The organism is Pseudomonas sp. NFIX28 (assembly GCF_900107395.1).
In the GTDB taxonomy this organism is placed as follows: Bacteria; Pseudomonadota; Gammaproteobacteria; order Pseudomonadales; family Pseudomonadaceae; genus Aquipseudomonas.
In genome coordinates this window covers 568367-579892 of the sequence record NZ_FNPW01000001.1, presented here as the reverse complement: position 1 = coordinate 579892, position 11526 = coordinate 568367, and the positions used below count along the sequence as shown (strand labels likewise).

Genomic DNA, 11526 nt, shown 5'->3' with positions numbered 1-11526 from the left:
AATGGCGATCTGCCAGCCAAACGCTTCGCGGCGCGGCATCGGCGATGGGTTACCGGACTGCCCTTCAGCCTGGGCGGTTGCTACTACACTCGGCTGCAGGATGCCGTGCGAGGCCCGCCATGCAGGCCGGCCCGTGTCACCTGTTACTGGAGCCTGATTGCCGATGACCGATGTGTTCGCCAAGGTGGCCCTGGGGCCGCTGTTGCTTGCCCAGGGCCTCTACACCCGCTGGGTCACGCCAAAACTGCCCGAGGCCGATGGGCCGCGCCAGGGTGGGCAGGTTTGCGGCCAAGGGCCGGCGCTGCGCCTGTTGATCCTCGGCGACTCGGCGGCGGCCGGGGTCGGCGCCCTGACCCAGGACGAGGCCATAGCCGGCAGGCTGGTGGCCGGCTTGACCGCCGACTTCGAACTTTCCTGGCAGCTGCTGGCGCAATCCGGGCTCGACTCGCAGCAGTTGCTAGAGCTTCTGCAAGCCGGCCCGGCGCAGCCATTCGACGTGGCCCTGGTGTCCATCGGCGTCAACGACGTCACCGGCACCATCGACGCGGCCCAATGGCAGGCGCGGATCTCGCGGCTGATCGAGCTGTTGAGCGAGCGGTTCGAGGTGGGGCATATCGTGTTTCTTCCCGTGCCGCCCATGCAGCTGTTTCCCGCGCTGCCGCAGCCGCTGCGCTGGTACCTGGGCCTCAGGGCCCGGCGCTTCAACAGCGTGCTGGCCGAGTTGCTGGCCGCCAAGGCGCATTGCAGCCTGTTGGCGGCGCGCTTCCAGCCCGCCGCGAACCTGATGGCCGGCGATGGTTTCCACCCCTCCCCGGTGCTGTACCGGATCCTCGCCGAGGAAGCGGCGCAGGTCATTCGCCAGCGTCGCCAACCCGCCCCACGCTGAGCGCGGTTGTCCAGGGCCGGCTCATTCTTTGGGGTCGGCGACCTTCTCCTCGACGGCTTCCTCGATGGCCCGTTCATAGGCGGCGTTTGCCCGGTCCTTGAGTTCGAGCCAGCCGGCCTCGTCGACCACCCCGCTGCGCAGCATGTTTTCGGCCGCGCTCAACAGCGCCTGGTGCCAGGCACCCGGCGAGTCGATGCGATAGCCACGGTCTTCCAGCAGGATCTGCCAGGCCTCCAGTTCCGAGGCCCTACGTTCGCTGAGCATGAGCGTTTTCCTCTTCGATGGCTGATACAAGTTCGAGTCGCCACCGCGCGCCGATGTTCAGCGCGGCCGCCCAGCGGAGCGGCCGCCGGCCCCTGGCCAAGCGCCATGGCGGGTCATTGCTTGTCTTGGTCGTCCTGGTCGGAGTCGGGTTGAGTCATCTGCACCGAGGACTTGGAGGTGTCCTTGCCTTTGTCTTCGGTATTTTCAAAGCAGCCTGGCAACACCAGCAGGCAGCACAGCAGCGACAGCACTCGGGACAGGTTCATGGCAAGGCTCCAGGGGATGGGTCGGCATGCCGGACGGGCATCGCCGCTCATCAAGACTGACTGGCGGCGGGCAACCGGTGTTCAAAAAAAATCCCCGCCAGCGGACAGGCTGCACGCCCAGCGGCGGCTTGCCGGCCGGTGAAAACCCGGCCGCGGAACGCCCGGCCACCACTCGTCGTGCGCCACGGAACAAATTTCAACTTTTGAAAAACACCAGCACTCCCAATTAATGCTTGCTGCAAATGCGAGCCAAATCCAATCGACCAAGAGGTAGCGAATCATGGCTAACACCGGAAGTTCCAATCCCGGGAATTTTGCGAATGACCGCCAGAAAGCATCCGAAGCCGGCAAGAAAGGTGGCCAGGCCTCGGGCGGCCAGGACCGGCAAAAAACCTCGGACGCCAATAAAAAAGGCGGCCAACCCAGCGGCGGCCGTGGCGGTCGCAGCTGATCGAGCCCACCGCGCAAGGGCCCAGGCCCTTGCCTCTGATGCCGGGCCGCCAAGGCCCGGCTTTTTGAGGAGAAGCATGATGAAAATTTCTGAAGTCATGACCCGCGACGTCAAGACCGCGCGTCCCGAGCAGACGCTGCAGGACGTCGCCAAGATGATGGCCAGCGTCGACAGCGGCGCCATCCTGGTCCACGACGACGATCGGCTGGTCGGCATGATCACCGACCGCGACATCGTCATTCGGGCCGTCGCCAACGGCGAGAACTGCGACCTGCCAATCAGCAGAGTCATGAGCAACGACATCCGCTATTGCTACGACGACCAGGACGTCAACGAAGTGGCCCGCAACATGGCCGATATCCAGCTACGGCGCCTGCCGGTGGTCAATCGCCAGAAACGCCTGGTCGGCGTGGTGTCCCTGGGCAATATCGCCAAGGCCCACGACGTCAAGGCCGACAGCACCGTGCTCCAGGGCGTCGCCCAGGCTCATTGAGAGCCAGGCCCCCGACGGCGGTGGCTGACCTGCCCCGGCCGCTAGCGGCATGCAGGGGCTGGCGCGATCGCGAGGCCGCCGCCGGCCCCGGGCTCTATATGACCGGTCCTGGCCGAGCGTCGAGGGAACACGGCTAAACCGACCTTCAAGAGGCATTCATGGACTTTCTGGACTGGCTGCAATGGCCGGCCATGCTGGTTACCGTTCTCGCGGCCTGGCTGATCGGTTCGCTCAAGCCCAGGCGCCGGGTCGGCGGTTTCATCTGTTTTATCATCAGCAACCTGCTGTGGGCGATCTGGGGCTGGCATGCCCAGGCCTATGCGCTGATCGTGCTGCAAGTGTGCCTGTGCTTCATGAACCTGCGCGGCTTTCGCAAGAACGCCGAAAACACCCGCGGCCAGCAGCCCGACAAGCCTTGAGCCCACGACGGGCGCCTATTCGCCGGCGCCTGCGGCACTTTCTTCGAGCAACAGATCGACCACCGCCATCAACCGCGCCTGCTCGCTGCGCGACGCGGCCTGCGCGTTGAAACAACGCAGCTGGCGTTCGGCGCTGGTACCGCCGCGCAACAGTCGCCGGGCCCGGTCGAACACCCCCTCCTCGCCCAGCACCCGGGCGGTGGCGCCCAGGGTGCGCTGCGCCTGGTCCAGCCACCGCGCCAGGCTCAGGGGCGCCGCGCCGGCCGCCGCCACAAAGCGCCCGCGGGGCCCCCAGCGCCGGGCCTGGGCGCGGTTTTCCTTGAGCAGCCAGTAGTCGTCGGGGCTCAAGTGACGGCCGGGAGCCCGCAGCAGGCAGGCATGCCGCACCATGACCCGGTACAGCGCCGCGAGCGTCAGGCTATCGGCCAGGCGCGGGCAGGCATCGGTGATGCGCAGCTCCAGGGTCGGGAAGCCGAGCGAAGGCCGAATGCACCACCAGACATTGGCATCGGCGGCCATTGCCCCGGCCTCGCGCATTAGCCGCAGGTAATGCTGGAAGGCCGGCTCGTCGGCCAGGTATTCGGGAATGCCCATGCGGGGCCATTCATCGCAGGCGACCTGGCGATAGCTCAGGTAGCCGCTGTCGGCGCCCTGCCAGATCGGCGACGAAACACTCAGCGCTAGCAGCAGCGGCAGCCACGGCAGCACTTCGTTCATCACCGCGATGCGGTCGATGCCCGGCGGTATTTCCGCATGCACATGCAGGCCGCAGAGCACGCTGCGCCGGGCAACCAGCGCGTACTCGGCAAACAGTTCCTGGAAATGCCCCAGCGGCGTGGCGCGCTGCGCCCGCCAATCGGCCAAGGGGTGCGAGCCGGCGCAGACCAGGCCCAGCTCATGGCGGGCCAGCGCCCGGCTCAGGTCGCGACGTACCCGGCCCAGGTACGCCGCGGCCTGCGCGCCCTGCTCGAATACCGGCGACGCCACTTCGATCTGGCCCTGGAACATTTCATGGGCGAAGCCTTCGCCAATCGCCTCGCGACAGGCCTGCAGCACCCGGATCGACGGTTCGGCGAGCATGCGCCGGCTGTCCAGGTCGGTGATGAAATACTCTTCCTCGATGCCAAAGCGCTGCGGGCCTTGGGGATCGAGCTGGAGCACCGACGGCATCGGCGATTACCTCAGTCGGGTGACGGTCAAGGCCACCACGGCGATCCGTTCGACCTGCTCGTAGCCGGTTTTTTCCAGCTCTTCGCCGAACACGTCGGGATCGAGCTCTCGGTACGTCCAGCCGTAAGCGTCGCCCGCCAGCAAGGTGCGCGCGGCGCCAAGGAACGGATCCTCGCCCGCGACCATCGCTACCCCGGTGTAGAGCAACAGGCTGCCATCGCGGCGCAGGCGCGGCAGCGCTTCCGCGAGGATGCGCAGCGACAGCTGCTCGCCCAGCGCCCCGCCGCCATGGCGGTAGGTCCGCCGCTGGCTGTCGTGCATATAGGGCGGGTTGGCCAGGATCAGGTCGAAGCGGCCGTCGACGCTTTCCAGCACATTGCTGTGGTAGACCCGCAGGTTATGCGCCTCGGCCAGCTCGGCGTTGATCGCACTCAGGCGCAGCGCCTTGGGGTTGATGTCCACGGCCAGCACCTCGGCAGCCGGCCGGGCCTTGGCCACCAGCAACGCGCCGACCCCGGTGCCGCAACCGATGTCCACGGCGCGCCGCACCGGGGCGAAGCGCTGGCGCAGGTGCTCTTCGATCAGGCTGGCGAAGCGGTAGCTGTCAGGGCCGAAAAACACCGCGTCGGGCTCATCGGTGGGAAAGGCCGAATGGGCCAGCAGCAGCGTCCCGAGGCTCGACCAGCGCACCGTGCTGCGCCAGTGGCCATCCTGCTTGTCGACGATACCGGCCTGTTCCAGCTCGGCCAGTTCGGCGGCGTCCAACAGTTGCTCGGTGAACGGCCGCGACCAGCCGAAGACCCCGCGCAGGTCGCTGGCCAGGCGGTTCTGTGCGCGGGCGTTGACCCGTTGCTGGGTCAGCGGCGTCGGCGTGACAAAGCGATAACCGGCCGCCAGCAGGCGCCGGCCCAGGTGCAGCAGGGCCTGGTCGGCCTGGAATTGCGCGGTGCAGACCAGCGAATGAAGAGCGGAATCGACCATGGGCGGTTTCCTCGTCGGTCAGCGCAGGCAGGCGCGCAGTTCGATAAAACGGCGGGTGGCGAACAACCCGGCCGGGCGGAAATGCCGCTGCGGGCCAAGCCACGGCAGCAGGCACGCCAGCTGCCGTTCGACGCCGAGCCCCGCCAGTTCGCCGCGCAGGGCCTGGGTTTCCTCATCGTCCGGCGGGTTGGGCAAGGGCGTCCGGTCATTCGACCGGGCACGCTGCGCGCGCGCCGCTGCCGCGCCCTCGTCGCCGGTGATCCAGTCATGCAGCAGCTGTTTTTCAAAGCCGCTGAACACCCCGAACATGGCGGCGCTGGCGCCTTCGACCAACTGCCAAAAACGGCTGCGCCCGGGGTCCTGGTGGCGCTTGATCCAGCCCTGGCCTTGCAGCGCCTCGAGAAACGCCGGGATCTGCCCCGGCTGGGCCAGCCATTGATTGATGCTCCGGCCGTCGACGCGGCAATGGTCGCCATGCAGGTGCTGGCCGAAGCGGCGCTTGCGCTCGAGCATCGCCACCAGCTCGCGCTCCAGGTCGAAGGCCTGGATCACCGCGCTCGACCCCAGGCCGAGGTCGTTCAGCCGGTAGCCGCGGGCGACCCGCTGCCAATAGCGGCGCGCATCCCGGCCCAGGGGCTGCAGCTCGCGGACCGCCTGCACGGCCCGGCGGGCATGCCCGCAACTAGCGTTGTCGATGGTCACGTGGAGGCTGAAATAGTAGGGATCGATCCCCAGTTCAGCGAGCCCCCAGGCACTGATCAGCAAATGCAGCGGCAGCTGTTCGTAGCCCAGGTTGTAGCCCGCCACCTCCGGCATATAGGCCTCGGCGCAGTGCCCGAGCGCCAGTTGTATGGCGCCTTGGCGAAAATGCTCGTCGAGCAGCCCGTCGTCGTTGTCGCAACCCTGTCCGGCCAGCAGCCGGCGATAGATCGCCACGTGGTTCTGTGCCGCCTCGCCGCTGCCGAGTTCCTCCAGGTAGGTGGTCACCAGCCCGTCGTAGCGACAGTCCTGCCAGTGGCGCAAGGTTCCGTACAGCCAGGCGCCGTCCACTTGCTTGGTCGGCGCCACCGCCCGGAGGAAATACAGCGCATGGGCCTTGTTGCGAAAATAGCGCGCCACGGCGGCGCAGTGCTGCTCGACCCAGCCCGGCAACTGCCCGGGGTCGTCGGGCAGCGGGCTCGGGCCGTCGTCCAGGCGTTGCAGTTGCTGGCGCAGAAAGTCCTCGGCCGCCTGCCTGGCGTGCGCGCCGGAATCCGCCAGCAGGCGCTGGTACAGATTGCGCAGCGGCGCGCCCTCCAGGGGGCTGGTTGCGCCATGCAGCGGCAGCAACAGGCTCATGGCCGGCACCTGGTGCGCGGCAGGCACGGGCACGCCCGCCCGGCGAGCGGCCGACACAGGCCGGGTGCGCTCGGCAGGACGCGATCGGACCACGCTGGCATGGCAAGCCCCGGACACTAGCCTTTGCTGTGCTCGGGCGACGTCGGCCCGGTACCGCGCTTGATGCCACGGGGGCCGGCGATGCCCCAGACGATCAGGCCCAGGACCGGGAAGATCACAATGCCCAGGAACCACATGACCTTGACCCCGGGGGACTTGTCACTGCGAAAGACGCTGATGATTGCCCACAGGTCGACAAGGATGATCAGCACGGCGACGGCGATCCAGAAATAGCTGGCAAGGTCTGTCATGACGGCGACTCCCTTTGGGTTGATAAAGCTTAGGTTTCGCGGCCATTCGCCGGGTTCAACCTTTTTTCCGAGCGGCTGGGCCTGGCCACCGGGAATCGCCCCAGGTTGCCGCTCGTCTCCCGGGGGCGCCTTGCAACGAACGTCCAGGCGCGGCGAAGACCCAAATACACAGGTAGTTTCGAAAGTTCGCGGGAGCGCTCATGAAAACGCTCGATCGTATCGGCGTCCCTGCCCGCCCGGGTGCCAAGGCGCCTGGGAGGCAAGGCGTGCCGGCGGCAGGTGCGCGCCATGCGGGCTGAGCGCTCACCCTTGCCGGTAGCGGCGCCCAGGGACAAGTCGACGGCTGCGCCTGCTTCCCCCGCCCAGGTGGCCATGGCCCTGGCCCTGGGCGCCGCCCTGGTGATCGCCTCCGGCATTGCGCCGCACAATCGGGTGGACTGGCTGCTCGAAAACGCCCTGCCCGTCGCCCTGCTGCTGGGGCTGCTGGCGGGTTGGCGCTCCTTGCGGCTGTCGCCGCTGGCTTATGGCTCGATCGTCCTGTTGCTGGCCATTCACGAACTCGGCGCCCATTACACCTACGCCAAGGTGCCTTATGACGAATGGGTGCGCCAGCTCACCGACCGCTCGCTGAACGACATCCTCGGCTGGCAGCGCAACCAGTACGACCGCCTGGTTCACTTGAGCTACGGCCTGCTGTTCTACCTGCCGACGCGCGAACTGCTGGCGCGCCACACGCCGTTGCGCGGCCCCTGGCTGGCCGGCCTGGTGGTCAGCCTGATACTCGCCACGTCGGCGCTGTACGAACTGATCGAATGGATCGGTGGCCAATACCTGGGAGACGACCAGGCCAAGGCGTTCCTCGCCACCCAGCGCGACACCTGGGACGCGCAGAAAGACATGGCGCTGGGCATGGCGGGCGCCTGTGTCAGCGAGCTCATCCGCGTCCTCGCGGCATTGCGCCGCTGATCGCCCGACCTTCGGTCCGCGGGCGGGAACACCGCCGGCGCGGCAACGTCTGCTGTGTATCGACCCTGACAATTGGCATCCGCGACCCCGGAGGAGGCAGCGCCATGAATTCACGTGCCAAGGAGCCGCGGCGGGCTCGCGGAACCGGCCCGCAGAGCGACCATGGCCTGCCGGCCCTGCTGCGCCGATATGCCGAGCCGCTGCCGGTCCTCGAATCCGCAGCTTTCGGCGAGCTGTTCGACCGCTACGCAGACGCCAGGGTGGTGCTGATCGGCGAAGCCACCCACGGCACCCGGGAGTTCTATCGGACCCGCGCGGCCATCAGCCAACGGCTGATCACCCACCACGGCTTCAGCATCGTCGCCCTCGAGGCCGACTGGCCCGATGCCGGGGAAATCGACCGGCACGTGCGCGACCTCGGCCCTTCGACCACCCGGCAACGGGCGTTCAGCCGCTTTCCGAGCTGGATGTGGCGCAACATCGAGGTCTGCGAATTCACCCGCTGGCTGCACCGCTACAACCGCACCCTGGCCGCGGACCAGCGCGTCGAGTTCCGTGGCCTGGATGTCTACAGCCTGCGCAATTCCATCAGCGAAGTGCTGGCCTACCTCGATCGCACCGACGCCCGCCTGGCGCACGACGCGCGCCAGCGCTACGGCTGCCTGACGCCCTGGCAGGACGACCCGGCGCTGTATGGCCATTTTGTCGAGCGCGGCCACGAGGCCTCCTGCGAAGAGGCGGTGGTCCAGCAGTTGAACACGCTGTTGAACGAGCGCCTCGCCAACAACCACGAAGCGCTTTTCAGTGCCACCCAGAATGCCCGGGTGATCCGCTCCGCCGAGCAGTACTACCGCGCCATGTACCGAAGCTCGGCCGCCTCCTGGAACCTGCGCGACCGGCACATGTTCGACACCCTGCAAGCCTTGCTCGCCCATCGCGGCGCCGGCGCCAAGGCGCTGGTCTGGGCGCACAACTCGCACATCGGCAACGCGGCGGCGACCGACATGGGCTGGCGCGGCGAATTCAACATCGGCCAGTTGTGCCGCATGGCCTACGGCGACGACGCCGTGCTGATCGGCATGAGCACCGACCGCGGCCAGGTGGTGGCCGCTGATAACTGGGACGGTGACATGGGGATCAAGGATGTGCGGCCTTCCCTTGCGGACAGTTGGGAGCAGCAGTTTCTCCAGGCGGGCATTCCCGCCTCGCTGACCGACTGGCGCGCCCCCGAGCGCGAAGAGCTGCACGAGGCGCTATCGGAGCCGTTGCTGGAGCGCGCGATCGGCGTCATCTACCGGCCCGCGACGGAGCGCCAGAGCCATTATTTCCAGGCGCTGCTGGGCGATCAGTTCGATGCGCTGATATGGCATGAAACGACCTCTGCCGTTACCCCGTTGCCGGTGGCCGGCGGCCTCAGCCATGAAGAAGACACCTTTCCTTTCGGGGTCTAGGCACTTGCCCTTGGCCCCGACCACCCCAGCGAGGACCGCGACATGAGCCATGACCTGCACGATCCGAACGCCGCCGGGCCAACCGCCGGCAGCGCCGGCGAAGATCGCCCCGAGCCACCGGCCGAAAACCCGCAAGACCTGGAGAATCTGGAAAATCCGCAAAACCGTCCGCGCGAAGAAGACGAACTCAACCAGGACGCCGCTGAACCCGCCACGCCCGAATCCGTCAGGCGCAGCGAGCAGGAGGCCGAGGACATCGCGCGGAAAATCGCCGAGATAGAGCGCAAGGTCGCAGACGGCAACTGATCACTGGGCGTCCGGCTCTTCCAGCACTCGCCTGGGGTGCATGCCGTTGACCATGCCCATGAACGGCGCGTGGATCGAGTAGCCGAGCATGCGCTGGATGTGTTCGCTGCATTGTCGGGCGACGTGGCGCGGGGTCGACAGGATGAAGTTCTCCTGCTGCCGCGCCCAGGGTTCGCAGTATTGCGCCGTCAGCGCCAGGCGTGGCGCGCCGCTGTGATTGGCGCCACCGCCGTGCCACAGGGTGCCGAGGAAAAACACCACCGAGCCCTTGGGCATGAGCACCGGCTGTACCGCCGCCTGCTCGGCCTGGGTGGGCAGGCGCCCGTCCCACAGGTGGCTGCCGGGAATCACCACGGTGGCGCCGTTGTCGCAGGTGAAGTCGTCCAGGGCCATGATCGTCGCCGCGCCATAGGGCGGCCGCGGGCGCGCCATGGGGTAGAAGGCATCGTCGTAATGCAGGTGCTGGGCGCACTCGCCCGGGAGGATATTGATCGCCTGCAACTGCGACAGCAGATAGTTGGGCGCCAGCAGCCGGTCGAGCAGACCGAGGATCAGCGGGTGCTCGACCAGCGCATCGCAGACCCGGGTCTTGGCAATCACCGCGTACAGGCGCTGGGTGCATGCGCCCTCGAACGAGTTGCGCCCGGTGTGGCAGAAACGTCCGAGCAGGTCCTCGCGCATGCGGCTAACCTGCTGCTCATCGAACAGCCGCTCGAGCACCACGAAGCCGTCGCGTTGCAGGCGCGCCAGCAGTTCGTCGAGTTGCGCGGCCGGCACCACGGGCTGGCTGCCGGCGGTCGACAGGTAGGTCCGGGCGCCGCCGCTGCTCATGTAATCGCGCCGCTCGGGCAAGGTGGTGGTTGTCATCGACTGGCTCCCCGGGAGTTGGTCGCATCAATCTGCAGAACTTCGGAGTGATCGCCAATGACGCTTTGCCTCAAGTGACATGACCCGCCCCTACCCGCACTGGATCGTCGCGCCAACCATTCCCGCGCGCTTTGTGCGCGAGATGCTCGCGCAGTTGCGCCTCGACAACGGCGCCCGCGCCACGCTGCTCGGGCGCTGCGACCTGCCCAGGGAAGCGCTGCGCGACGGCTATCGCGTGGCTCCGCTGAACTACCGCGCCTTGAGTCGCCTGGCGGTGGGCGTCGGCGCCGACGAAGCCTTCGGTTTCTTCGCCCGCCCGGTGCCGCCGGGCAGCTTCGAGCAACTGCTGCGCCTGCTGGTGCACCTGCCGACCCTGGCCGATGCCTTCGACGAGGCCGCGCGCTTCTACAAGCTGTTCGACGATGCGCCGCCCTGGCGCCTGGAACGGGGCGCCAAGACCGCCCGCCTGTTGCTGACCCCGCGCCCCGGGGCGCAAACCGACTCGGTGCTCTGGCCGCATATGCTGCTGTTGGCGCTCTGGCATAGCGGCAGCTGGCTCGTTGGCGAAACCTTGCCGTTGCGGCGGATCGTCCTGCCGCAGGCCTTGAGCAGCTTTACCGCGCAGACCCGTTTTCTGTTCGGCCGCCAGCCCGGCTTCGGCACGCAGGCCTTGCTCGAACTGCCGGCGGCGAACCTGCAGGCGCCGCTGATGCGCCGGCCGGCGGAGGCCGCGCGTTTCGCCCGGCGTCTGTTGCCGGCGGTGATCGCCCCCGGCCCGCTGGCCAGTTTCGAGGCGCGCCTGCGCGGTTTGCTGTGCGCCGCCGAACCCTTTGCCGGGCTGTCCGAACTTGAAGCCGCCAAGGCCCTGGGCATCTCCCGCCAGACCCTGGCCCGGCGGCTGGCGGCGCTCGGCATCAGCTTCCTCGGGGTGCGCGACGAGTTGCGCCGGGACCTGGCCTGCACCCTGCTCGCCCGCGGCTCGGTGAGCGTCGCCAGGCTGGCCGAACGCCTGGGCTATTCGGAACCCAGCGCCTTCCAGCGCGCCTTCAAGCAATGGACCGGACTGCCACCGGGGGCCTATCGCGGCGGCCGGCGCTGAGCATGGCAAAGGGCGCCGGTCCGGGACCTCGCGCTGGGATCATCGCCGGCGGCCCACGCGCTTTTTTTCATCGCCCGGGCGTTCTCGAACGCGGCGCAACCGGTCATGCTGCGCCACCCCAATCCACGCGGTAGCAGGCCGCCCAGGGGGGAATTTCTGCCGGGATGGAGCGGTCTATGCTCGTTTGGGCCGGTGCCAAGCAAAAAGAGGACATGACAA

16 protein-coding genes are annotated in these 11526 nt (G+C 67.8%); 8 read left to right on the top strand and 8 right to left on the bottom strand.

The annotated features are described in order from the left end of the window. Positions 1-163: 163 nt before the first annotated feature. Positions 164-886 (top strand): SGNH/GDSL hydrolase family protein, encoded by a 723-nt coding sequence (locus BLV20_RS02580; RefSeq protein ID WP_092296553.1) that lies wholly within the window; start codon positions 164-166, stop codon positions 884-886. Between the two features lie 21 nt (positions 887-907). On the opposite strand, the gene BLV20_RS02575 is transcribed toward BLV20_RS02580, so the two are convergent. The 3 genes from BLV20_RS02575 to BLV20_RS31555 form a co-directional block, all read right to left on the bottom strand. Further along, the gene (locus tag BLV20_RS02575) at positions 908-1150 is read right to left on the bottom strand and encodes a hypothetical protein (protein ID WP_092296550.1); all 243 of its coding nucleotides are present in this window, start codon (positions 1148-1150) and stop codon (positions 908-910) included. Positions 1151-1263: 113 nt separating this feature from the next. Beyond that, positions 1264-1416 (bottom strand): hypothetical protein, encoded by a 153-nt coding sequence (locus BLV20_RS31325; protein WP_175540126.1) that lies wholly within the window; start codon positions 1414-1416, stop codon positions 1264-1266. Positions 1417-1497: 81 nt separating this feature from the next. Next, positions 1498-1698 carry a hypothetical protein gene (locus BLV20_RS31555; protein WP_139192668.1) on the bottom strand — a complete coding sequence of 67 codons (201 nt, stop codon included), beginning with the start codon at positions 1696-1698 and terminating at the stop codon, positions 1498-1500. Here BLV20_RS31555 and BLV20_RS02570 point away from each other — a divergent pair. From BLV20_RS02570 to BLV20_RS02560, 3 genes are all read left to right on the top strand, one after another. Beyond that, positions 1697-1867 carry a con-10 family general stress protein gene (locus BLV20_RS02570; protein WP_092296547.1) on the top strand — a complete coding sequence of 57 codons (171 nt, stop codon included), beginning with the start codon at positions 1697-1699 and terminating at the stop codon, positions 1865-1867. The genes BLV20_RS31555 and BLV20_RS02570 overlap by 2 nt on opposite strands. Positions 1868-1946: 79 nt before the next feature. Further along, positions 1947-2360 carry a CBS domain-containing protein gene (locus BLV20_RS02565; RefSeq protein ID WP_092296544.1) on the top strand — a complete coding sequence of 138 codons (414 nt, stop codon included), beginning with the start codon at positions 1947-1949 and terminating at the stop codon, positions 2358-2360. A 158-nt stretch (positions 2361-2518) separates the two neighbouring features. Then, complete coding sequence (locus BLV20_RS02560) at positions 2519-2779, top strand: hypothetical protein (RefSeq protein ID WP_092296541.1); 261 nt, start codon at positions 2519-2521, stop codon at positions 2777-2779. A gap of 15 nt (positions 2780-2794) precedes the next feature. Here BLV20_RS02560 and BLV20_RS02555 read toward each other — a convergent pair whose 3' ends face one another. From BLV20_RS02555 to BLV20_RS02540, 4 genes are all read right to left on the bottom strand, one after another. Continuing rightward, complete coding sequence (locus BLV20_RS02555; RefSeq protein ID WP_092296538.1) at positions 2795-3949, bottom strand: carboxylate-amine ligase; 1155 nt, start codon at positions 3947-3949, stop codon at positions 2795-2797. Positions 3950-3955: 6 nt separating this feature from the next. Continuing rightward, positions 3956-4930: a methyltransferase gene (locus BLV20_RS02550; protein WP_092296535.1), complete on the bottom strand. Its 975-nt coding sequence runs from the start codon at positions 4928-4930 to the stop codon at positions 3956-3958. An 18-nt stretch (positions 4931-4948) separates the two neighbouring features. Continuing rightward, the gene (locus BLV20_RS02545) at positions 4949-6268 is read right to left on the bottom strand and encodes an iron-containing redox enzyme family protein (RefSeq protein WP_092296532.1); all 1320 of its coding nucleotides are present in this window, start codon (positions 6266-6268) and stop codon (positions 4949-4951) included. Positions 6269-6384: 116 nt separating this feature from the next. After that, the gene (locus BLV20_RS02540) at positions 6385-6618 is read right to left on the bottom strand and encodes a PLD nuclease N-terminal domain-containing protein (RefSeq protein WP_092296529.1); all 234 of its coding nucleotides are present in this window, start codon (positions 6616-6618) and stop codon (positions 6385-6387) included. 288 nt (positions 6619-6906) lie between these two features. Between BLV20_RS02540 and BLV20_RS02535 the strand changes: the two genes are divergently transcribed. The 3 genes from BLV20_RS02535 (at position 6907) to BLV20_RS02525 (ending at position 9341) form a co-directional block, all read left to right on the top strand. Then, positions 6907-7584 (top strand): DUF2238 domain-containing protein, encoded by a 678-nt coding sequence (locus BLV20_RS02535; protein WP_092296527.1) that lies wholly within the window; start codon positions 6907-6909, stop codon positions 7582-7584. A 104-nt stretch (positions 7585-7688) separates the two neighbouring features. Further along, positions 7689-9035: an erythromycin esterase family protein gene (locus BLV20_RS02530; protein WP_092296524.1), complete on the top strand. Its 1347-nt coding sequence runs from the start codon at positions 7689-7691 to the stop codon at positions 9033-9035. Positions 9036-9077: 42 nt separating this feature from the next. After that, entirely contained in the window at positions 9078-9341 is a 264-nt protein-coding gene (locus BLV20_RS02525) for a hypothetical protein (protein ID WP_092296521.1), read from the top strand. Here BLV20_RS02525 and BLV20_RS02520 read toward each other — a convergent pair whose 3' ends face one another. Next, on the bottom strand, positions 9342-10208 hold the full coding sequence (locus BLV20_RS02520; RefSeq protein ID WP_092296518.1) for a phytanoyl-CoA dioxygenase family protein: 867 nt from the start codon (positions 10206-10208) through the stop codon (positions 9342-9344). A gap of 79 nt (positions 10209-10287) precedes the next feature. On the opposite strand from BLV20_RS02520, the gene BLV20_RS02515 reads away from it, so the two are divergent. Then, positions 10288-11307 (top strand): helix-turn-helix domain-containing protein, encoded by a 1020-nt coding sequence (locus BLV20_RS02515; RefSeq protein ID WP_092296515.1) that lies wholly within the window; start codon positions 10288-10290, stop codon positions 11305-11307. Positions 11308-11526: the final 219 nt, after the last annotated feature.